The sequence below is a fragment of the Paraburkholderia sp. BR14320 genome, from assembly GCF_040948665.1.
Classification (GTDB): Bacteria; Pseudomonadota; Gammaproteobacteria; order Burkholderiales; family Burkholderiaceae; genus Paraburkholderia; species Paraburkholderia youngii.
Genome location: NZ_JBFPKG010000025.1, coordinates 1 through 22,087, shown reverse-complemented (window position 1 = coordinate 22,087; position 22,087 = coordinate 1). Strand labels below are relative to the sequence as shown.

Annotated in this window: 23 protein-coding genes; 3 read left to right on the top strand and 20 right to left on the bottom strand. The window is 62.4% G+C overall.

Annotated features, from left to right (window positions below; genetic code table 11):
• Positions 1 to 55 precede the first annotated feature (55 nt).
• The 16 genes from lepB to AB3X89_RS22320 all read right to left on the bottom strand — a co-directional run bounded on the left by lepB (position 56) and on the right by AB3X89_RS22320 (position 14,763).
• Complete coding sequence (lepB, locus tag AB3X89_RS22395) at positions 56 to 949, bottom strand: signal peptidase I (protein ID WP_368585211.1); 894 nt, start codon at positions 947 to 949, stop codon at positions 56 to 58.
• An 18-nt stretch (positions 950 to 967) separates the two neighbouring features.
• Positions 968 to 2,761 (bottom strand): translation elongation factor 4, encoded by a 1,794-nt coding sequence (gene lepA, locus AB3X89_RS22390; protein WP_013090048.1) that lies wholly within the window; start codon positions 2,759 to 2,761, stop codon positions 968 to 970.
• Positions 2,762 to 2,988: 227 nt separating this feature from the next.
• A complete protein-coding gene (locus AB3X89_RS22385) occupies positions 2,989 to 3,261 on the bottom strand; it encodes a glutaredoxin family protein (protein ID WP_368585210.1) in 273 nt (90 codons plus the stop codon).
• Entirely contained in the window at positions 3,258 to 4,775 is a 1,518-nt protein-coding gene (locus AB3X89_RS22380; RefSeq protein WP_368585209.1) for a DegQ family serine endoprotease, read from the bottom strand. The genes AB3X89_RS22385 and AB3X89_RS22380 overlap by 4 nt, the downstream gene beginning before the upstream one ends.
• A gap of 37 nt (positions 4,776 to 4,812) precedes the next feature.
• Positions 4,813 to 5,853, bottom strand: coding sequence for a MucB/RseB C-terminal domain-containing protein (locus AB3X89_RS22375; protein ID WP_368585208.1), 1,041 nt, complete (start codon positions 5,851 to 5,853; stop codon positions 4,813 to 4,815).
• A 4-nt stretch (positions 5,854 to 5,857) separates the two neighbouring features.
• Positions 5,858 to 6,472: a sigma-E factor negative regulatory protein gene (locus AB3X89_RS22370; RefSeq protein WP_368585207.1), complete on the bottom strand. Its 615-nt coding sequence runs from the start codon at positions 6,470 to 6,472 to the stop codon at positions 5,858 to 5,860.
• A gap of 94 nt (positions 6,473 to 6,566) precedes the next feature.
• Positions 6,567 to 7,166: an RNA polymerase sigma factor RpoE gene (gene rpoE / locus AB3X89_RS22365; RefSeq protein WP_006051939.1), complete on the bottom strand. Its 600-nt coding sequence runs from the start codon at positions 7,164 to 7,166 to the stop codon at positions 6,567 to 6,569.
• 101 nt (positions 7,167 to 7,267) lie between these two features.
• On the bottom strand, positions 7,268 to 7,684 hold the full coding sequence (locus tag AB3X89_RS22360) for a hypothetical protein (RefSeq protein ID WP_368585281.1): 417 nt from the start codon (positions 7,682 to 7,684) through the stop codon (positions 7,268 to 7,270).
• 116 nt (positions 7,685 to 7,800) lie between these two features.
• The gene (gene fabF, locus AB3X89_RS22355; protein WP_368585206.1) at positions 7,801 to 9,039 is read right to left on the bottom strand and encodes a beta-ketoacyl-ACP synthase II; all 1,239 of its coding nucleotides are present in this window, start codon (positions 9,037 to 9,039) and stop codon (positions 7,801 to 7,803) included.
• A 256-nt stretch (positions 9,040 to 9,295) separates the two neighbouring features.
• Complete coding sequence (acpP, locus tag AB3X89_RS22350) at positions 9,296 to 9,535, bottom strand: acyl carrier protein (RefSeq protein ID WP_004197638.1); 240 nt, start codon at positions 9,533 to 9,535, stop codon at positions 9,296 to 9,298.
• Between the two features lie 152 nt (positions 9,536 to 9,687).
• Positions 9,688 to 10,437, bottom strand: coding sequence for a 3-oxoacyl-ACP reductase FabG (gene fabG / locus AB3X89_RS22345; protein ID WP_368585205.1), 750 nt, complete (start codon positions 10,435 to 10,437; stop codon positions 9,688 to 9,690).
• 114 nt (positions 10,438 to 10,551) lie between these two features.
• On the bottom strand, positions 10,552 to 11,487 hold the full coding sequence (gene fabD / locus AB3X89_RS22340; RefSeq protein ID WP_368585204.1) for an ACP S-malonyltransferase: 936 nt from the start codon (positions 11,485 to 11,487) through the stop codon (positions 10,552 to 10,554).
• Between the two features lie 118 nt (positions 11,488 to 11,605).
• On the bottom strand, positions 11,606 to 12,595 hold the full coding sequence (locus AB3X89_RS22335; RefSeq protein ID WP_368585203.1) for a beta-ketoacyl-ACP synthase III: 990 nt from the start codon (positions 12,593 to 12,595) through the stop codon (positions 11,606 to 11,608).
• A complete protein-coding gene (plsX, locus tag AB3X89_RS22330; protein ID WP_013090058.1) occupies positions 12,595 to 13,701 on the bottom strand; it encodes a phosphate acyltransferase PlsX in 1,107 nt (368 codons plus the stop codon). Before plsX ends, AB3X89_RS22335 begins: the two co-directional genes overlap by 1 nt.
• A 123-nt stretch (positions 13,702 to 13,824) precedes the next feature.
• A complete protein-coding gene (gene rpmF, locus AB3X89_RS22325; RefSeq protein ID WP_006401275.1) occupies positions 13,825 to 14,004 on the bottom strand; it encodes a 50S ribosomal protein L32 in 180 nt (59 codons plus the stop codon).
• A gap of 102 nt (positions 14,005 to 14,106) precedes the next feature.
• Entirely contained in the window at positions 14,107 to 14,763 is a 657-nt protein-coding gene (locus AB3X89_RS22320) for a DUF177 domain-containing protein (RefSeq protein ID WP_368585202.1), read from the bottom strand.
• 301 nt (positions 14,764 to 15,064) lie between these two features.
• Between AB3X89_RS22320 and AB3X89_RS22315 the strand changes: the two genes are divergently transcribed.
• Together AB3X89_RS22315 and AB3X89_RS22310 are read left to right on the top strand one after the other, a co-directional pair.
• Positions 15,065 to 15,679 carry a Maf-like protein gene (locus tag AB3X89_RS22315; protein ID WP_368585201.1) on the top strand — a complete coding sequence of 205 codons (615 nt, stop codon included), beginning with the start codon at positions 15,065 to 15,067 and terminating at the stop codon, positions 15,677 to 15,679.
• A complete protein-coding gene (locus AB3X89_RS22310; RefSeq protein ID WP_368585280.1) occupies positions 15,679 to 16,398 on the top strand; it encodes an SAM-dependent methyltransferase in 720 nt (239 codons plus the stop codon). Before AB3X89_RS22315 ends, AB3X89_RS22310 begins: the two co-directional genes overlap by 1 nt.
• Before the next feature lie 110 nt (positions 16,399 to 16,508).
• Here AB3X89_RS22310 and AB3X89_RS22305 read toward each other — a convergent pair whose 3' ends face one another.
• From AB3X89_RS22305 to AB3X89_RS22290, 4 genes are read right to left on the bottom strand one after another with little or no spacing between them, the layout of a single operon-like run.
• Positions 16,509 to 17,510, bottom strand: a complete 1,002-nt coding sequence (locus AB3X89_RS22305; RefSeq protein WP_368585279.1) for a S49 family peptidase — start codon at positions 17,508 to 17,510, stop codon at positions 16,509 to 16,511.
• Between the two features lie 28 nt (positions 17,511 to 17,538).
• Positions 17,539 to 17,955, bottom strand: a complete 417-nt coding sequence (locus tag AB3X89_RS22300; protein ID WP_368585200.1) for a Rieske (2Fe-2S) protein — start codon at positions 17,953 to 17,955, stop codon at positions 17,539 to 17,541.
• Positions 17,952 to 18,611 carry an HAD-IA family hydrolase gene (locus AB3X89_RS22295; protein WP_176105449.1) on the bottom strand — a complete coding sequence of 220 codons (660 nt, stop codon included), beginning with the start codon at positions 18,609 to 18,611 and terminating at the stop codon, positions 17,952 to 17,954. The genes AB3X89_RS22300 and AB3X89_RS22295 overlap by 4 nt, the downstream gene beginning before the upstream one ends.
• Positions 18,604 to 19,653, bottom strand: a complete 1,050-nt coding sequence (locus AB3X89_RS22290) for an RluA family pseudouridine synthase (protein ID WP_368585199.1) — start codon at positions 19,651 to 19,653, stop codon at positions 18,604 to 18,606. The genes AB3X89_RS22295 and AB3X89_RS22290 overlap by 8 nt, the downstream gene beginning before the upstream one ends.
• Before the next feature lie 739 nt (positions 19,654 to 20,392).
• Here AB3X89_RS22290 and AB3X89_RS22285 point away from each other — a divergent pair.
• On the top strand, positions 20,393 to 22,087 hold a 1,695-nt coding region (locus AB3X89_RS22285; RefSeq protein WP_368585198.1), incomplete at its 3' end, for a ribonuclease E/G.

The following is a 22,087-nucleotide window of genomic DNA, read 5'->3' as shown; positions in this document are numbered from 1 at the left end:
TCGCGCGGCGTGTGATCGCTCATGAAGTGATCACGAAGCGATCAATGCACACGACTCACTGGAAGGAGCCGATGCGTCGCAGATCGCTGAAGTTCATCCAGATGAAAAATGCGCGGCCGACGATATTGCGTTCAGGCGCAAAACCCCAGTACCGGCTATCCGCGCTGTTGTCGCGGTTATCGCCCATCATGAAGAAATTGCCCGGCGGCACTTTGCAGATCACCCCACGTGCGTTGTATTGACAGTTGTCGCGATAGGGGAAGTCTTCTGCACCAACGATGAACGGCGGCACCGCCGGATTGTTCAGAATTGCGTTCTTGCGGCCGTCGATATCTTCCTGGAACTGCTTCGCATAGCCGAGCCGCTCTTCGTCGAGATAATCGGGCAGCGGCGTTTCTGGCACCGGCTTGCCGTTGACGGTCAACTTCTTGTCCTGATACTCGACCAGATCGCCCGGCAGACCAATCACGCGCTTGATGTAGTCGACCGATTCGTCTTTCGGATAACGGAACACCACCACGTCGCCGCGCTGGACCGGGCGGCCCTGCGTGATCCTCGTGTTGGTGATCGGCAAACGAAGACCGTATTCGAATTTACTGACGAGGATGAAGTCGCCCACCAGCAGCGTCGGCACCATCGAGCCGGATGGGATCTTGAACGGCTCGACCACGAACGAGCGCACGACGAACACCACCAGAATCACCGGAAAAAAGCTCGCCGTATATTCGAGCCACCACGGCTGACGCAGTTTGTCGTCGCGCAAACGCGCGCGCGTTTGCGCGGCGTTTTCATCGGCGAAACGCTCGCCGATGCGCGCCTGCTGACGATCGAATTCGGCGACTGCGGCTTCCGCGTCGCGGCGCCGTTTCGGCAGGAAAACCAGTTTGTCCGCGACCCATGCGACGCCCGTCAAAACGACGAGCACAAAAAGAATCAGCGCGAAATTCATAGGGTTCCGTTATTCAACTTATTTGTCTTCGACACGCAGAATAGCGAGGAAAGCCTCTTGCGGGATTTCAACCGAACCCACCTGCTTCATTCGCTTCTTGCCTGCCTTCTGCTTTTCAAGCAGCTTCTTCTTACGCGTGATATCACCGCCGTAGCATTTTGCCAGCACGTTCTTACGCAACGCTTTAATGTTTTCGCGCGCGATAATGTTCGAACCAATCGTGGCTTGAACCGCTACGTCGTACATCTGACGCGGAATCAGCTCGCGCATTTTCGCTGCCACTTCGCGGCCGCGATACTGGCTTTGCGAGCGATGCACGATCACCGACAGCGCATCGACCTTGTCGCCGTTGATCAGCATGTCGACCTTCACGACGTCCGACGCGCGGTATTCCTTGAACTCGTAATCCATCGACGCGTAACCGCGAGAAATCGACTTCAGACGGTCGAAGAAATCAAGCACGACTTCGCCCATCGGGATTTCGTACGTCAACTGGACCTGACGACCGTGATACTGCATGTTGATCTGGTTGCCGCGCTTCTGCGTACACAACGTGATCACCGCGCCGACGTAGTCTTGCGGCATGTACAGGTTCACGGTGACGATCGGCTCGCGCACTTCCTCGATCTTCGACGGCTCGGGCATCTTGGCCGGATTCTCGACCATCAGGGTCGTGCCGTCGCGCTGCAGTACTTCGTAGACCACGGTCGGCGCCGTTGTGATCAGGTCCATGTCGAACTCACGTTCGAGACGTTCCTGCACGATTTCCATGTGCAACAGACCGAGGAAGCCGCAGCGGAACCCGAAACCGAGCGCTTGCGACACTTCCGGCTCGTACTGCAGCGACGCGTCGTTCAGCTTCAGCTTTTCGAGCGAGTCGCGCAGCGCGTCGTACTGGTTCGCTTCGACCGGATAGAGACCCGCGAACACCTGCGGCTTCACTTCCTTGAAGCCCGGCAGCGGCTCGGCCGCCGGCTGGTTCACCAGCGTAACCGTGTCGCCGACCTTCGCCGCCGCGAGTTCCTTGATGCCGGCGATGATGAAGCCCACCTGCCCCGCCGACAGCGATTCGAGATTCTTCGACTTCGGCGTGAACACGCCGATATGTTCCACCGGATACTGCGCGCCGGTTGCCATCAGGCGGATCTTGTCCTTCGGACGCAGCGTTCCGTTGACGATGCGCACGAGCATCACGACACCGACGTAGTTGTCGAACCACGAGTCGATGATCAGCGCCTGCAGCGGCGCTTCCGGGTCACCCTTCGGCGGCGGCACTTTCGCGATCAGCGCTTCGAGCACGTCTTCGACGCCGAGGCCAGTCTTCGCGCTGCAATGTGTGGCGTCGGTCGCGTCGATGCCGATCACGTCCTCGATCTCGGCGATCGCGTTTTCGGGGTTCGCCGCCGGCAGATCGATCTTGTTCAACACCGGCACCACTTCGACGCCGAGCTCGATGGCCGTGTAGCAGTTGGCGACGGTTTGCGCCTCCACGCCCTGGCTCGCGTCGACGACGAGCAGCGCGCCTTCGCACGCGGACAGGGAGCGGCTGACTTCGTACGAGAAGTCGACGTGCCCGGGGGTGTCGATCATGTTCAGGTTGTAGACCCGGCCATCGCGCGCGCGATACGACAACGCGGCGGTTTGCGCCTTGATGGTGATGCCGCGCTCGCGCTCGAGATCCATCGAGTCGAGCACCTGAGCTTCCATCTCGCGGTCGGACAGACCACCACAAATCTGGATGATGCGATCGGCGAGCGTCGACTTGCCATGGTCGATGTGCGCAATGATCGAGAAGTTACGAATATGATCCATTCAGTGCCGATCAAGCGAAAAGGCGCGCCCGGACAATAGCGGAGCACGCCTTGTAAGTAGGTGAAAAACCTATCTATTTTAGCCGAAAAGCCCCTCGGCCGGCGCATCTTGCATAGCGCGGGCCTCAAGACGGCGTAGAGGAGGCGAGAAATTTACCGGGCGCATCGAAGCGAGTCGCCGCAAACATGTGCATGTATCGCGCGAATCACATGCCGCGCGGATGTAAATCAGGATGCCGCCGCGACACGCGACGCATGCGCCGCCAATGCTGCGCGCACTCGCGCTTCGTCGAGATGGTAGTGGCACAACTCGACGCCATCGCATACCAGCACCGGCACCAACTCGTTGTAACGCGCTTCGAGCAACGGATCGCTGTCGACGTCGATCACTGCGACTTGCGCCCCGAACTCGGCCAGCAACGGCTCGAGCGCGGCGCGCATGTCCTCGCACAGATGGCACCACGCGCGCCCATACAGCGTGAGCGATGCCGTCTTCGTCATTTCTGCGCGCCGCGCGGACGGACCGGCACAAACTGCGTGTTGTCGCCGCGACGAACCAGCAACGCGACCATCTTCTGCGAATCGAGGTGTGAGGTCAGTTCGTCGAACTGTTTCGCGCTCGTCACATCGGTGTCGCCAACCCGCAGGATGATGTCGCCCTTTTGGAGCCCGACACGGGCTGCCGGACCGTCGACAGCGTCGATCTGCACGCCGTTCTGAATCTTCAGCGTTTTCTGCTGGTCGGCGGGAATATCGCTCACCGCGATGCCAAGCGCGTTGGTCGCGCGCTGCTTCGGCGCCTGCGGCTTCTTCTGGTCCGCTTTCGCGACCTTATCCTGCTGCATTTCTGCGATCGTGATCGGCAGTTCGCGCGTCTGACCCTTGCGCCAAATCGAGATCGACGTCTTCGTGCCCGGCTTCGTATCGCCGACCATACGCGGCAGGTCCGTCGCGGTGTCGACCGAATGACCGTTGAACTTGAGAATGATGTCGCCCGGCTGCACGCCGGCCTTGTCGGCCGGGCCGCCCGGTTCGACGCTGCTGACGAGCGCGCCCTGCGCCTTCGGCAAACCGAGCGAATCGGCGACGTCCTTCGTCACCTCACCGATCGCCACCGCGATGCGGCCGCGCACCACCTTGCCCGAACTCTTGAGCTGGTCGGCCACGCGCATCGCTTCGTCGATCGGAATCGCGAACGAAATGCCCATGAAACCGCCGGTGCGGCTATAAATCTGCGAATTGATGCCGATCACTTCGCCCTGCATGTTGATCAGCGGGCCGCCCGAGTTGCCCGGATTGACGGCCACGTCGGTCTGAATGAACGGCAGGTAGTCGCCGGTGTCGCGTCCCTTCGCGCTGACAATACCGGCCGTCACCGTGTTTTCGAGACCGAACGGCGACCCGATCGCGACGACCCATTCGCCGACGCGCACCTTGTTCGAATCGCCGATCGTGATGGTCGGCAGATTCGACGCGTTGATCTTCACGACCGCGACGTCGGTTCGGTCGTCGACCCCGATCAGCTTCGCCTTGAATTCGCGCTTGTCGGTCAGCGTCACGTAAATCGTGTCCGCGTCGTCGACGACGTGCGCGTTGGTCATCACGTAGCCGTCCGCCGACAGGATGAAGCCCGAGCCCACGCCGCTGTTCTGTTCGGGGTCGGTGTTGTCCTGTGAATCCGGGCTGCCGCCGCTGCCGCCCCCCCCTCCACCACCGCCGTTATCACCACCGCGCGGTGATTGCGGTGACTGCGGCAATGGAATCCCGAAGAAGCGCCGGAAGAACTCCGACATATCGCCGTCGTCCATACCCGGCGGCAGGCCGCCGCGGGAACTACTGTTCGACACGCGCGTTGTCGTGCGAATGTTGACGACCGCCGGGCCGACCTTGTCGACGAGGTCAGTGAAGTCGGGCAGATTGGCAGCGGGAGCCGCCGATGCCATATGCGGCACAAGCGGCAAACACGCCGCCACCACTACGGCCGCGAGGAATTTGCGCACCGAGAAAGTCGTCATATCGTAGCAAGCCGAGGGATTTCAGGATTCGGAAGGGTTACTTCGGAGCTTTGTATTCTATGGCAGACGCGAATTGCTGCAATGTGGTTTGGGGCACCTCACCAAGCAGGGTAATCCAGAAGTCACCCTGACGCTTGACCAGGACGTGCGTCGCGCCGCTATCGCCTGTGCCCTCTTTGCGCGCGTTGTTCTCGACCGGCTCGACGAAAACCGAAATCGCCGCGAGGCCGTCGGAAAACACGGCCTGGTCGACGGGGATCGGCGGCTGCCCTGCCTCGCGCGACGCCATCGGACGGCGCAACTGACGGATGATATGGAAGCCCCGCACCGACGGATTGATTTGCCAACCCTGCGCGGCCATGTCGACCGGCTCGACTGGCGGACGCACGACCGTCCAGCCCGTGAGATTGCGGATGCCGTTGACGATGCCCGCCTTGTCGACCGGCACGCCGATGCGGACCTGCGAAAACGACAGTTGCTCGAGCACCTGGCCGCTCGGGTCGAGCGTCTGCGCGCGCAGCAGCAGACCGGTCTTCTTGTCGGCCCACAGCTTGTACGCGAACCGGTAGGCGTCTTTCGGATCGAGTTCCATCACGAGACTGTCGACGCCCGCGACGCGGTCATCGCCCAGCATCTTCGGCTCGTAGACGGACAGAACCTGCTCTCCGTTCACGGACAGCAGCGCGGGGAACGAATCTTTGTTCTGCCGCTTTTCGAAGACCACGATACGCCGTTCCGGCAGGAACGTGTACATGTCGTCGTTGTGGCGGAGCATTTTGCGCGGCTTACCGTCGAGGCTTTCGAGCTGCTCGAATTCGCCGTCCGTATGCGTGGAGTAATGCGCGATACGCGACGTCTGCACGAAATTGCCGCGCTGATAGACGAAGGCGCCCTCGTAGTTCTGCTGCTGGGCGGCCTGATGAATGCGGTCGAGCAGTTCCGCGGCCGTGCGACGGGCAACGACCGGATCGTCTTGAGCGAAGACCCGCGGTGTAGCGGACAACAACACAGCTGCACAGAACAGAAATGCTGGCAACCGCCCCCAGATAGTCGTTTTATTGAACCGCGGAGTCTGCATCAAACTATTGGCCCTGCGTGGAGACTGAGGCAGCGCGAATTACCGGCATCGAGCCTGCCATCGCCGGTTGCTGCGCGAATTGCTGATGAGCTTCGAGGTATTGGTCGAGGCTCGCGTCGCGAATGATGTTGGAGTCTTGCGCGGGCACCGAGGCCATGGCGACACGCTGCACCGGGTCGCCGTGCGACTGGAGCGAAGCGAGCTGGGCACCCGATCCACCCGGCACGCCCTGCAGCTGCGGCACGACGATCCAGGTCAATGTAGCGGCCGCGGCAGCGACGGCGAAAGCCGGCACGACCCGCCGGCGCAGCCCGAGCAGGCGGCGGGTGACCGACGCGGACGCGGCGGCTGGCGCCAGCACATGCGGCTCACTTTCGAGGCGCGCGGCAAAACCGCTCAGAAAGGCGCTGCTCCGTGCCGGGCTGACTGCCAGATCGTCGGAACGTAGCGCGTCGCCGATCAGGTGGTAGCTCGACCAGGCGGCGCGATCATCGCCGTCCAGTTCCGCAAAAAACTTGTCCAGATTCAGATGCTCTTCGCCGAACAATTCACCGTCGACGAAAGCGGACAGACGCTCGCCGCGCGAGCCCGCTTGCGATTGCATCGAGACCGACCCCATGATGCTCCCCATCTTCCAAATAACCCCGTAGTGACACCACTAATCCAGATATTGCACCGCTGCCCCGCCAAGCCAGCTGGACGCTCAGAGACGTCTACCAGCGCTTGCCCTCGGGTGTGTCAAGCAACGGTCGCAATTTTGCCGCAATGGCTTCGCGAGCGCGGAAAATTCGTGATCTGACTGTGCCAATTGGGCAACCCATCATCTCAGCGATTTCCTCGTAGCTCAAACCCTCAATTTCTCGAAGAGTAATGGCGGTGCGCAATTCTTCCGGTAAAACCGCCATCGCAGCATTGACCGTCTCAGCGATCTGCTTGCTCATCAACATCGACTCAGGCGTGTTGATATCCCTTAGTTGGTCAGCGTCGGAGAAAGTTTCAGCTTCTTCAGCATCCGCTTCGGTCGAGGTCGGCGCGCGCCGGCCCTGGGTGGCAAGGTAGTTCTTCGCGGTATTGACCGCAATCCGGTACAACCACGTATAAAACGCCGACTCGCCGCGAAACTGCGGCAACGCGCGATAGGCCTTGATAAATGCGTCCTGCGCGACGTCTTCGACTTCGGCGGGGTCCCGCACGAGACGCGAGATCAGCCGGAGAATCTTGCGGTGGTATTTGGAGACCAGAAGCTCGAACGCGGCCTTGTCGCCCTTCTGGACGCGTTCGACCAGCACCTGATCAATTTCTTTTTCGCTCACCTGATAAATCCGTTAACTATAGGGCGCATGGCGGGGGACCATTGTAGCGTCCCCCTCGTGAGGGCACGTTACTACGGTAACAGCGGTTACAGTCGTTACAGTCAGGCGCCGGCCGCACGCCGGCCCAGCACGGAAAGTTCGCGGAAAACAGTGGGCGGCAGCGCGTCGGCGGCGATTATCAGGGAGCGCGTACGGCCCGGCGGCACACGCATGAGGGCACGCCTCCGACCGCCCTCGGGCGCGAGCGCGAGCACCAGCAGACGGCTGCTCCACTGCGCGCAACCGACGATGCGACCTCGCGCGAGCAATTCACCTGCGCGGTTCCAGGCGGAAATCTCACCCATCGCGAAATGCAGCGCGGCGGGCTGCGCCGCGTCATGCCTCGCCGCGCACAGTGCAAGGACCGCTGCGACGGCGAGCGTCAACGCCGCGGCCGGCCACGCGCCCAACCGCGGTGCGAGGCAGGTATAAACGGCTAACGTCGCAATCAGCATGAACGCCCCCGCCGCGGCACGCATTCCGACAGAGCGACGCAACGCAATCCGCTGCGTCGTCGTGCTCAACGTTGCCGGTGCGGGGGAAAGCGCCGGCGAAGCCGGCGTCGTGAACTGATGCGTCACCCGTGACCAGGCGATCAGGCGCGCTTGATCACCAGCGTGCCGTTCGTGCCGCCGAACCCGAACGAGTTCTTCAGCGCGACGTCGATCTTCATGTCCCGCGCGGTGTTCGCGCAGTAATCCAGATCGCAGGCCGGGTCCTGGTTGAAGATGTTGATGGTCGGAGGCGAGACCTGGTGATGCACGGCGAGCACCGTGAACACCGACTCCAGACCGCCGGCGCCGCCCAGCAGGTGACCCGTCATCGACTTGGTCGAATTTACGACTATGTCCTTCGCGTGGTCACCGAACGCCCGCTTGATGCCGGTCGTTTCCGCCAGATCGCCGAGCGGCGTGGATGTGCCGTGCGCGTTCAGGTAGTTCACCTGATCGCCGTTGATGCCCGCGTTCTTCAGCGCGGCGAGCATGCAACGACGTGCGCCGTCGCCGTCTTCGAGCGGCGCGGTCATGTGATACGCATCGCCGCTCATGCCGTAGCCGCCGATTTCCGCGTAGATCTTCGCGCCGCGCGCCTTTGCGTGCTCGTATTCTTCGAGCACCATCACGCCCGCGCCTTCGCCCAGCACGAAGCCGTCGCGGTCTTTGTCCCACGGACGGCTCGCGGTCGCCGGATCATCATTGCGTTGCGACAGCGCGCGCGCCGCCGCGAAGCCGCCGATACCGAGCGGCGATACGGTCGATTCCGCGCCGCCGGCGATCATCACGTCGGCGTCGCCGTATTCGATCAGGCGCGAAGCCTCGCCGATGCAGTGCAGACCGGTCGTGCACGCGGTGACGATCGACAGATTCGGACCCTTGATGCCGAACTTGATCGACAGGTGGCCGGAGATCATGTTGATGATCGAAGCCGGCACGAAGAACGGCGAAATGCGACGCGGGCCGCGATTGAGCAATTCGGTTTGGGTGATTTCGATCATCGGCAGACCGCCGATGCCCGAACCGACCACTACGCCGATGCGCTCCGAATTCTCGTCGGTGACTTCGAGCCCGCTGTCCTGCATCGCCTGGATGCCCGCGGCCACGCCGTAGTGGATGAACGTATCCATGTGGCGCGCTTCCTTGCCGGGGATGTAGTCCTCGATATTGAAGCCCTTCACCTCGCCGGCGAAACGAGTCGAGAAGTTCGACGCATCAAACTTCGTGATATTGGCAATCCCAGACTTGCCGGCGACCAGATTGGCCCAGCCATCGGCAACATTATTGCCAACAGGCGAAATCAGCCCCAGGCCTGTAACAACAACACGACGGCGGCTCACGGTAACCCCTTTTTCATAGATGACAAAAAGCAAAAGCCACAGCGGCCACAGGAATCGCCCTGTGTGCCCTGTGGCTGTTTAAGTCGGCAATCGCGCGGAAAGTTGCGCTGTCAACATCGCTGGCTCCTGCGTGGCAAACGGCGCGGCGTATGGTGTGTCGATGGACACGCCCCATAGCGCCGACCCTGCGGGCGCCGGCAAGCGGCACGGCAGGGCGTCATGCGCGGCCCGTGCAGAAACGCAGGCGCGAATGACCTTAGGCCTTGACGTTCGCGCGAGCGTAGTCGATCGCTTGCTGAACGGTGGTGATCTTCTCGGCTTCTTCATCCGGAATTTCCATGCCGAATTCGTCTTCGAGGGCCATCACGAGCTCAACGGTGTCGAGCGAGTCGGCGCCGAGATCGTTCACGAACGACGCTTCGTTCTTGATTTCCGCTTCCGCAACGCCCAGTTGTTCCGCGACGATCTTCTTGACGCGCTGTTCGATATTGTCCATTACCCCTCCAAGGGAAAAGAAGTTCAAAAATACAGGTGCGCGCATTTTATCAGGTTTGACCCGGCAAAAAAGCGGCGCTTCGGGTTCCTGTCAACGCATGCGCCTCGTGCTTCTTGCAAACGCATCAAGGCGCGGATAGTAACTGAATTTGGTTACTGCATGTACATGCCGCCGTTCACGTGCAGCGTCGTGCCGGTGATGTAGCCCGCTTGCGGCGACGCGAGGAACGCGACCGCGTGCGCGATGTCTTCCGGGCTGCCGAGACGGCCGAGCGGAATCTGCGTTTTCAGCACGGTCTGCTGCTCTTCGGGCAGCGCCTTGGTCATGTCGGTATCGATGAAGCCAGGCGCCACGCAATTGACCGTGATTCCACGGCTGCCGATCTCGCGCGCGAGTGCACGCGTCATGCCCGCGACGCCCGCCTTCGCGGCCGCGTAGTTGATCTGGCCAGGGTTGCCGGCCGAGCCGACCACCGACGTGATGTTGATGATCCGGCCGCCCTTTGCTTTCATCATCGGGCGCAGCACCGCGCGCGACAGACGGAACACCGACTTCAGGTTGGTGTCGATCACCGCGTCCCAGTCGTCGTCCTTCATGCGCATCGCCAGTTGATCCTGCGTAATGCCGGCGTTGTTCACCAGCACGTTCAGCGCGCCGAATTCCTTGACCGTGCCGTCGATCAGCGCTTCGGCCGCCGCCGCGTCGTTGACGTCGAGCACCGCGCCGCGGCCGTTCACCCCGGCCGCTTTGAACGCCTCGGTGATCGCAGTCGCGCCGCTTTCGCTGGTCGCGGTGCCGATGACCGTCGCGCCCTGACGCGCGAGTTCCATCGCGATCGCACGGCCGATGCCGCGCGATGCGCCCGTCACGATTGCGATCTGCTTGTCGAGAGTCTTTTCCATCTGTCAGTCCGGATGCCCTTCAAATAGGGCTCATTGATTCTTGTTGATTCGTCTGTCGAGGGATGCTGCGCCAGCGCGGTCCTGCTTTGCCGATATCCGCTCGTGAAAGCGCGCTCAGCCTGCCGTCACGAGCTTCAGCGTTTCTTCCAGCGATGTCGGATCGAACACAGACGCGCCGACCAGATTGCCGTCGATGCGCTTGGTCAGACCCGCAAGGACCTTGCCCGGGCCGCATTCGATCACGTGCGTGACGCCCTGCGCGGCCATTGCCTGCACGCATTCGACCCAGCGCACCGCACCAGCCGCCTGACGCACCAGCGCGTCCTTGATTTTGGCCGGCTCGTTGACCACGGCGACGTCGACGTTGTTGATGACGGGAATCGACGGCACCTGCACGTCGATGCTCACGAGGTATTCGCGCAATTGATCCGACGCTGGCTTCAGCAGCGACGAGTGGAACGGCGCCGACACCGGCAGCGGCAGCGCGCGCTTCGCACCCTTCGCCTTCGCGACTTCGCAGGCTTTCTCGACTGCGGCTTTGTGGCCCGCGATCACGACTTGCGCCGGCGCATTGAAATTGACCGCTTCGACGACGCCCGCCACCGACGCTTCCGCGCAGACCGCGCGCACCGTGTCGTCGTCCAGGCCGAGAATCGCGGCCATACCCCCTTCGCCCACCGGCACCGCGGTTTGCATCGCCTGCGCGCGAAAACGCACGAGCGGCACCGCGTCGCGAAACGCTAGCGCGCCGGCCGCGACGAGCGCCGTGTATTCGCCGAGGCTATGGCCGGCGACGATCGCCGGCGCCGGGCCGCCCGCCTGCTGCCACGCGCGATAGGTCGCGTAGGCCGCAGTCAGCATGACCGGCTGGGTGTTGGTGGTGAGATTGAGATCTTCGGCGGGGCCTTCGGCGATCAGCTTGCCGAGGTCCTGGTTGAGTGCGTCGGAGGCTTCCTGAACCGTCTCACGCACGACTGCGTGATCGGCGAATGCGTTGAGCATGCCGACCGCCTGCGAGCCCTGCCCAGGAAAAACGAACGCGAATTTCATATCGTCCCCAAAATCTGTTTAATCGGATGTGGCGGCCGGCCGCGGCTGCCAGATGGCGCGCGGTATTACTCCGGCCGCGCGGGCGCCGCCAGCGACGCCCTGCGATACGCCGTCGCGCTCAGTAGCGAATGACCGAGGCGCCCCACGTGAAGCCGCCGCCGACGCCTTCGATCAGCACGTTCTGGCCACGCTTGATGCGGCCGTCGCGCACCGCGACATCGAGTGCAAGCGGAATGGACGCCGCCGACGTATTGCCGTGCTCGCCCACCGTGACGACCATGCGCTCCTGCGGCAGGCCGAGCTTGCGGCAGGTGCTTTGCATGATGCGGATATTGGCCTGATGCGGAATCAGCCAGTCGATCTGCTCGGGCTTCAGATCGGCTTTTTCCAATGCTTCGATTGCGACCTTCTCGAGCACGTTGACGGCGAGCTTGAACACCGCCTGACCGTCCATGTGCAGGAACGCGCTGCCGGCGACCACGCCGCCGTTGACGTTGCCCGGCGTGCACAGAATGTTCGAATGGCTGCCGTCCGCGTGCAGCGCGCTCGAGAGCACGCCAGGTTCGTCGGAGGCCTGCAGGATGACAGCGCCGGCGCCGTCACCGAACAGCACGCAGGTGGTCCGGTCGTTGAAATCGAGAATGCGCGAGAAGGTTTCCGCGCCGACCACGAGGGCCGTGCGATGCTGGCCAGTGCGAATCAGGCTGTCGACCGTCGCGACCGCGTAAGCGAAGCCGGAGCAGACCGCCTGCACGTCGAACGCGGCGCCCTGATTCTTGATGCCGAGCTTGTTCTGCAGCAGACAGGCGGTGCTCGGGAACACGAAGTCGGGTGTGGAGGTGGCGACGACGATCAGGTCGATGGACTGCGGATCGATGTCCGCCGCTTCGATCGCGCGCTGCGAGGCGATCAACGCTAGGTCGCTGGTCGTGACGTCCGGATCGGCGAAGTGACGCGCATGGATGCCCGTGCGCGCGACGATCCATTCGTCGCTCGTTTCGACACCTTGCCTGGCAAGACGCTCAGCCAGATCCTGATTGGTGACGCGGTTGGGCGGCAGACAGCTGCCGGTGCCCAGCACGCGGGAGTAGATTGTGGATTGAGCCATTATGCCTTCGAGGATTGCGCAGCGTAGGGCTCGGCCGGCTGGCCTGCGATCGGGCTTGCGTGACCCGCACCGCTTGCGTCGCGCGCCGCCTGTTCGAGAGAACCTGCGTTCTCTTCCATCGCTCGCGCAAGGCGCTCCAGCACGCCGTTTTTGACGGCATCATACCCGCGTTTGATAGCCCACTCAAACGCGTAGGCATCGGCGGAACCGTGGCTTTTGATCACGAGACCGCGCAAGCCGAGCAGCGCAGCGCCGTTGTATTGCCGATGGTCGACGCGTTTCTTGAAGCGCATCAATACCGGCAGCGCGAGCACCGCCATCACCTTGGTCAGCCACGAACGGCCAAACTCTTCCTTGATGATGTTGGACAGCATCTGCGCGAGACCTTCCGACGTCTTCAGCGCGACATTGCCGACAAAGCCATCGCAGACGATTACGTCGACGGTGCCTTTGTAGATGTCGTCGCCTTCGACATTGCCATGAAAGTTCAGTGTACTCGCACGCAGCAGTTCGCCGGCGCGCTTGATGATGTCGTTGCCCTTGATGACTTCTTCGCCGATGTTGAGCAGGCCGATAGTGGGCCGCTCTTTTCCTTCGAGCGCGGACACGAGCGCGTGCCCCATCTCGGCGAACTGCAGCAAGTGCTGCGGCTCGCAGTCGACGTTGGCGCCCAGGTCCAGCATCATCGTATAGCCGGTGGGATTGGGCAGGGCGAACGCGATGGCCGGGCGTTCGATGCCCGACAGCGTTTTCAGCACATAACGCGAGACCGCCATCAGTGCGCCGGTGTTACCGGCGGAAATGCAGGCTTGCGCCTCGCCTTCCTTGACGCGATTCAGCGCCACGCGCATCGACGAATCTTTTTTCTTGCGCAGCGCGACCTCGACCGGATCGTCCATCGCGACGACCTCGGTAGCAGGCACGACGGTCAGCGCCGGCAGATCCTGAGCCTTGAGCTTCTTCAGCTGCGCACGAATCGCACTTTCAATGCCGACGAGCAGCAACTGCGCATCGGGATGCGAACGAACGAAGTTGACGGCAGCGGGAACGGTCACGGACGGGCCGTGGTCGCCTCCCATGCAATCTATCGTGAGCTTTACTGTCATGGAGTGCGACGAATTTCAGACACAAAAAAGCGGCAGTTGAATGCCGCCTTTTTGCCGAACCGGGAAAATGTCAAGCGAGCCGATCGCTACGCGAAACGCCACAGGGCGCATCGCAGTCGACGATTAGTCGTTCTTCGTCTTGACTACTTTCTTGCCGCGATAGTAGCCGTTCGGGCTAATGTGGTGACGCAGATGCACTTCGCCCGTGCTCGGCTCGACGGCCAGCGGCGCTGCCGTCAGGAAATCGTGCGAACGGTGCATGCCGCGCTTCGACGGCGACTTCTTGTTTTGTTGAACTGCCATGACTAAAACTCCAAAAAATTTTCCGAATTCTAACACAGCCCGATACGGACTTAACCACTGGCCGAATGGCCAATGCGCCAGCATCGCGCCCCCTGCAACTATTCAGTGCTTCTTGCCGCCCGGTTCGTCGCGTTTCAAACTCTCAAGCGCCGCGAACGGATTGCGCCGCTCGCTGGATTGATCCGGCTCGCCGACATCGCCAGCTTCGTGGTGCGCGGCTTCGTCACCCTCCCCTTCACTGCCGTCCGCGCCCGAAACAAGGCTCTCGTGCACTTCAGGACAGACCTCGTGTTTGGGCACGAGCGGCAAGGAAAGCAGCAACTCTTCTTCGATCAAGTCGATGAGATCGAACTGGCGCGAGCCCACGATCACCTCGACTTCATCCTCGTCGAGCGGAAACTCTTCGGCTTCCGCCTCCGTACTGACGATCCGGTAAGTTGCATCGACGTTGAACGACTGCGAATACGGCGTCAAGCACCGCTGGCATTCGAGCCACGCGGCACCATGAATCGCCAGCCGCAGATAAGGCTGGGGACCTTCGGTGCCGTCGTCCTGCAATTCCGGCTGCGTCGTCCCTTCGGCCTGCCATGTGAACGCGGTGTCGCGATCTGGCGCTTCCGCCGGGACTTCGTTTAACATGCGCGGCAGTTGCGAGACGCGCACGACACCCGCGGCCTGACGCCCACTCCGCGCAAATTCGAACAGATCGAGTTCATGCGGGTCGGACAGACCTGCAGGTTTGCCAGGATGTTGAGTCATGTGCGCTCCTGCGTCGGCAAGCAAGTTGCCGGGGTGATTCGCGAAGGACGATCAGATCCGCCGCGAAGATAATCCGGTGTGCGAGGCAGCCAATGGCCGTTGCGCCCAACCTCGCCGAGCTTTCTTCGACCTTCCGGCTGCCGAAAAATTGGCGAACGCGCGAGACCCTTCAAGCGTAAGCATACCGTGAAAAGCCCAAAATCATATCCGTTTTGTCTTTTCGAGTCAAACACTTAAGCCCGTACGCACACGAGCCTCGCGCGACCCCGTACGACCCGCCTCTTCCGTTGCCCGCAAACCCATGTCAGATTCCCCCAAACGCCCGCCACGCCTGATTCTGGCGTCGAGTTCACAGTATCGCCGTGAGTTGCTCGAACGCCTGCGCGTGCCGTTCGACATCATCGTACCCGCGATCGACGAAACCCCTCTCGCCGGCGAAACGCCCGAAACCACTGCGCTGCGCCTCGCCGAATCCAAAGCCCGCGCGGTCGCCCGAGGCCTCGCCACCACCGAACCCGCTCTCGTGATCGGCTCCGACCAGGTCGCCACCTACGACGGCCTGCAGATCGGCAAACCCGGCACGCACGACAGGGCGCTTGCGCAATTGCAGGCGATGCGTGGTCGCGAGGTGCTGTTCCATAGCGCACTATGTCTGTTCGACAGCGCGACGAACAGCGCGCAGACCGTCGACGTGATCACCCGCGTCCGCTTTCGCGACCTGCCGGACGCGGCGCTCGACGCCTATCTGCGCGCCGAAACACCCTACGACGTGGCCGGCAGCGCCAAATCCGAAGGACTCGGCATCGCGCTGCTGGAGGCGATCCATTCCGACGACCCGACCGCGCTCGTCGGCCTGCCGCTTATCGCGTTATCGCACATGCTGCTCGCGGCCAACTATCCGCTTCTGGGTGCATGATGACCGGTACGCTCTATCTGATTCCGAACACGCTCGGCGAAGGCGACGCAAGCGCACTGGAGCTGGTACTGCCCGCGCCCGTGCGCGCCCGTGCGGCGTCGCTTCACTATTACATTGGCGAAAACGCGAAAACCACGCGCGCGTTCCTGAAAAAAGTCGGCACCGAACGGCCGATTCAGGAGATCGAGATTCGCGAACTGAACGTCAATACGCCGGCTGGGGAAATCGACAAGCTGCTCGCGCCGCTGCTCTCGGGCACGGACGCTGGCCTCGTCTCCGAGGCTGGCTGCCCGGCAGTCGCGGACCCGGGCGCGCTACTTGTGCGACGCGCGCACGAGCGCGGCGTGAAGGTCGTGCCGCTGGTCGGACCGAGTTCGATCCTGCTCGCGCTTATGGCGTCGGGGCTGAACGGCCAAAGCTTCGCGTTTCACGGATACCTGCCCGTCGACGCGGCCGAGCGCGCCAAACGTCTGCGCGATCTCGAGCAGCAGTCGCGCAAGAGCAAGCAAACGCAGATCTTCATCGAAACGCCGTACCGGAATCGCGCGTTGCTCGATACGTTGCTCACGACCTGCGCGCCGTCGACGCTCCTGTGCGTGGCCGCCGATCTGACGCTGCCGAGCGAAGTCATCGCAAGCCGGAGCGTTGCGGACTGGAAAAAGAAGCCGGGGATCGAACTCCATAAGCGGCCGGCGATTTTTCTGATTCTGGCGGCCTGAGCGCGGCCCCGGCCGGGCGGCGAACAGCAGGCCGCCCCGAAGCCTGCACGCAAGACAAAGCCCGCGCGATCGGCCAAGCCGACCCGCGGGCTTCTTTCCTTACTGCGGGTTCAACGCAGGTTCATTTTCGCGCCGAGCGCCATCGCCCGAACCGCGCCGGCGCCCACCGCGGCGCCGAATTTGCGCGCAACGCGATCCGTGATGCTCTCTTTTACCGTGTAATCGACGATATCCGGTGCCTTGAAGATCTCTCGCGCAACGTAATCCGCATTGCCCAAACCGTCCGCGAGGCCCAATTCGACGCTCTTCTGCCCCGTCCAAAACAGACCCGAGAACATGTCCGGTGTCTCATGCAGACGCTTGCCGCGCCCCTGACGCACGGCGTCGATGAACTGCGCGTGGATCTGATCGAGCAAAACCTGCGCATGTTCGTCCATCTTCGGCGTCTCAGGCGAGAACGGATCAAAAAACCCCTTGTTCTCTCCCGAGGTGTGCAGCCGGCGCTGAATCCCCAGCTTGTCCATCAGACCAGTGAAACCGAAGCTGTCCATCAAAACGCCGATCGAACCGACGATGCTCGCCTTGTCGACATAAATCTTCTCCGCGGCCGCGGCCGCGTAGTAACCGCCGGACGCGCACATATCCCCAACTACGACATACAGCGGAATAGACGGATATTTCCCGCGCAAACGCCGAACTTCGCTGTTGATAATGCCCGCCTGGACCGGACTGCCGCCCGGGCTATTGCAATAGAGAATCACCCCCGCGGTATTGGAATCTTCGAATGCGGAATCGAGGGCAGTGTTGATATCTTCTGCGTTCGCGTTCGTATCCGTCGAGATCTCACCGTCAAGCGACACCATCGCCGTATGCCGGCCGGTAGTGGCGACCCGCTCGCCCGAAAAACTCAGCACACCCCACACTACCAGTGCGAGGACTCCGAGGAACAGGAAGCGGAAAAAAATCCGCCAGCGCCGCGCGGCGCGTTGCTCATTGATCGCGGCGAGCGCGATGCGCTCGAGAGCGGCACGCTCCCAGCCGGGCCGGTCGGCGGGCGCACCCGAGCGTCCTCCTGAGGCAGGGTCCTTTCCGGGGGTCAAATTGTCGGACATGCGGACAGTGGATAAATTGGAGAGGAAATCAGCGCGTGACGGGCAGCAATTCGCCGTCAGGCAACCAGAATACGGCACGGCCCTCAGGCGTATCGCGTTCCTCGACCTGCAGGGCACGCAATCTGCCTCCACGACATGGACCACCGACGCATTTGCCGGTATCCGGCACGTAAATCGCGCCATGTGTCGCGCACATCAAGTATAAGCCGGACGATTCGAAGAACTGCCCTTCCTGCCAGTCGAGTTCCATCGGCACGTGAGCGCAGCGGTTCAGATAGCCGTAGGCGCGGCCATCATAGCGGACGAAAAACACCACGGCATCCTGCCCGCCGAGCCGCGCGTCGCGCCTGATGCCTTCGCCACCGTCGACCAGTTCCTCTGCCGCGCAAATGCGCACCGCCTGCGCAGCCGCGGCCGTCGCAGCATTCACGCCGTCGGCGCTCATGCGTTCTCCCGCAGCCAGCTGGACAAATCGCTGATGCTCGAAGCAACGAACTTCGGCGACATCGCATTCAGCGAATTCGCCGGATGCGCGCCGTAAGTCACGCCGATGCCCGCCACGCCGGCGTTGAGCGCCATCTGCAAGTCGTGCGTCGTATCGCCGATCATGACCGTGCGCGCCGTATCCTGCCCCAACTCACGGGTAAGCTCGTGCAGCATTGCCGGATGGGGCTTCGAGAAGGTTTCGTCAGCGCAACGCGTGCCGTCGAACAGGCTCGTCAGACGTGCCTGATCGAGCGCGCGATTGAGCCCGACGCGACTCTTGCCGGTGGCGACCGCGAGCAGATAGCCGACATCGCGCAACTCCTGGAGCATCTCGCGCACGCCGGGGAATAGCTCGGTGGTCTGATCCTTTACCAGAAAATGAAAGCGGTAACGCTCAGAAAGCCGCGAATAGTCGGCCGGATCGAGCGTCGGCGCGGCGATCTGCAGTGCGTCGCGCAGGCCTAGGCCGATCACATAGCTCGCGGCTTCGTCGGCGGGTACCGGCAGGCCGAGATCGCGACACGCTGCCTGGATGCTGCGCGTGATATGCGCGGTCGAATCCATCAGCGTGCCATCCCAGTCAAACACGATCAGGTCAAATTGCTCTCTAGCCATGCAAGGTCGTCTCCGGGTTGGACCCAGTGCGTAGTTCGTTGAGTTGTTCTATAAAGCCGCGGCAGTCGGCCGGCAGCGGCGCCTCGATTTGCAACGGCGCGCCGGTGGCCGGATGCGTGAGCTTGAGCCGGTAAGCGTGCAGAAACATACGCTTGATCCCGGGCTTCGCGTTCGCGCGGGCAAGAGCCTTGTTAAGCGCGAAATCACCGTATTTGGCGTCGCCGACGATCGGTAGTGCCAGATGCTGCAAATGCACGCGAATCTGGTGCGTGCGCCCCGTCTTCAGTTCTGCCTCCAACAGCGCGTATTCCGGCCAGCGGTCGACCAGATTGAAGATCGTGTGCGAAGCGAGCCCATCGGCCTGCACGCGCACGCGGCGCTCGCCGTCGGCGGTCAGGTACTTGTGCAGCGGCTCCTTCACCGCTCGACGGCGCCCCCAGTCGCTTGCCCATTCGCCGTGCACGCACGCGTAGTAGCGCTTGTCCATCCGGTTGTCGCGGATCTGCTCGTGCAGATTGACGAGCGCCGCGCGCTTCTTCGCAAGCATCAGGATGCCCGAGGTCTCGCGATCCAGCCGGTGCACGAGTTCGAGAAACTTCGCCTGGGGCCGGGCCTCGCGCATCTGCTCGATCACGCCGAACGCAACTCCGCTGCCGCCGTGGACCGCGACGCCGGCTGGCTTATCGATCACCAGCAAATGCTCGTCTTCGAACAGAATGCGAAAGCCCGCCGCGGGCACGGGCACCTGGGCTACGGCCTGATTCGGCTGGGCGACGCGGATCGGCGGCACACGCACCAGATCGCCCAGTTCGAGCCGGTATTGCGCATCGATCCGGCCCTTGTTGACGCGCACTTCGCCGCTACGCAGGATGCGGTAAATATGGCTTTTCGGCACGCCCTTGCAGACGCGCAGCAGGAAATTATCGATGCGCTGACCAGCCGATCGGTCGTCGATCTCGATCAGCGAAACCTGGTCGCCTGAAACCGAGCCTTCGACCGCGCCTGCAACCGATCTCTGGGATGTTTTGCCTAACTCTTTCATTCTGAATATAATTTGCCCAGCAGTCCGCGACGGCCGGCGCAGTGTCCGCACAGCGTACGGAATGCGAGTGGATTGCGCGAGCGCAAGCGATAAACCGTTATTTTACTTGCGCCGGGGTCTGGTTGCTCGCCCTGAAAATGAGATGCAACAAGTTGCACGCACGAAGTCAGCCCCCGGCAGGGACGGCGCCCGCAGGCGCGTTCGGCCAAGGTCGGCTTCGACGGTAACGGAATTTTGGTAAAAAAGAATTTAGCTTCCAGCTTCGTGATCCGGGTGGTATGACGCCCTGCTGGACGAAGCTGCAAGTCGCGAAAATACGGCGTGCGCCCGAGGCGTCTTGTAGAAAGTACAAGACATGGCGACGTCAAAAGAAAGGCGAGACACCCCCAGCAGGAAAAGACGCGCCGCCTGCGCGAACTTCCCGTTGCGGCATGACCGCGGACTTCGGCCCTTCGCTCGTGCGCCCAGTTGGCGCGCCGGCTTCACAGGACGAAGACTTATGAAGGTCTGCTGGCTAAACGCGGCGTGTCAGGCCATGATTTGAAGCCGTGTTCGCATGTGCCCTGCGGCACCGTGCCCATCTTTTAATCGGGCCGGGCCCTCTCAGGCAATTCTCCCGCCATCTTTCCCGCTCCAGCGTGCTTGTGAAAACACAATAAGACGCGGCACGCCTGCCCTTTACGCTCTCGCGACTGACAACCGCGCAGCCGGGTCGGCGAGGCCGCTCTGGAGCCGTTCAATGAAACGAATGTTGTTCAATGCGACGCAGCAGGAAGAACTGCGCGTCGCCATCGTCGATGGGCAAAAACTCATCGACATTGACATCGAAACCGCCGGGCGCGAACAGCGCAAAGGCAATATTTACAAGGGCATCATCACGCGCATCGAGCCGTCGCTCGAGGCCTGCTTCGTCAACTACGGCGAAGACCGCCACGGCTTCCTGCCGTTCAAGGAAGTCGCCCGCCAGTACTTCCGCGAAGGCGTCGACATGCGTTCCGCACGCATCCAGGACGCGCTGAAGGAAGGTCAGGAACTGATCGTCCAGGTCGAAAAGGAAGAACGCGGCAACAAGGGCGCGGCCCTGACCACGTTCATCTCGCTCGCCGGCCGCTATCTGGTGCTGATGCCGAATAACCCGCGTGGCGGCGGCGTGTCGCGCCGGATCGAAGGCGACGACCGTCAGGAACTGCGCGAAACCATGGCGCAGCTGCAACTGCCGGAAGGCATGAGCATCATCGCGCGCACGGCTGGTATCGGCCGCAGCGCCGAAGAGCTGCAGTGGGACCTGAACTACCTGATGCAGCTGTGGCGCGCGATCGAAGCCGCGTCGCAAAGCGGCATGGCCGGCCAGCCGATGCTGATCTATCTGGAATCGAGCCTCGTGATCCGCGCGATTCGCGACTACTTCCAGCCCGATATCGGCGAAATCCTGATCGACACGACCGAAATCCATGACCAGGCGCGTGCCTTCATGGACATCGTGATGCCGGACAACGTCGGCAAGGTGAAGCGCTACCACGACGACGTGCCGCTGTTCTCGCGTTTCCAGATCGAGCACCAGATCGAGACCGCGTACTCGCGCACGGTGCCGCTGCCGTCGGGCGGCGCGATCGTGATCGACCACACCGAAGCGCTCGTCGCAATCGACGTGAACTCGGCGCGCGCTACCAAGGGCGCCGACATCGAGGAAACGGCCGCGCGCACGAACCTCGAAGCCGCCGACGAAGTCGCCCGCCAGCTGCGTCTGCGCGACCTGGGCGGCCTGATCGTGATCGACTTCATCGACATGGAATCGGCCAAGAGCCAGCGCGAAGTCGAGCAGCGACTGAAAGACGCGCTGAAGCATGACCGCGCCCGCGTCCAGATGGGCAAGATCTCGCGCTTCGGCCTGATGGAGCTGTCGCGCCAGCGTCTGCGCCCGGCGCTCTCGGAAGGCAGCCACGTCACGTGTCCGCGTTGTAATGGCACGGGTCACATCCGCGATACCGAATCGTCCGCGCTGCAAGTGCTGCGGATCATTCAGGAAGAAGCGATGAAGGAAAACACCGCGGCGATCCACTGCCAGGTGCCGGTCGAAGTGACCGCCTTCCTGTTGAACGAGAAGCGCGCCGAAATCAACAAGATCGAGTCGCGTTTCAAGGTCAACGTCGTGCTGATCCCGAACAAGCACCTCGACACGCCGCACTACAAGCTCGAGCGTCTGCGTCACGACGACGCGCGCCTCGACGATCCGCGCGCATCGTGGAAGATGGCCGAAGAAGCGGCCCGCGAGCTCGAATCGGAAACCGGCTACAGCAAGCGCACCGAGGAAGTGAAGCCGAAGCAGGAAGCGGCGGTCAAGGGCATCACGCCCGAGAAGCCGGCTCCGAGCGCACCGGTCCGCCCGGCGGCCACCTCCGCTCCGGTCGCGGTGACACCGGCCAGCGGCGGCTTC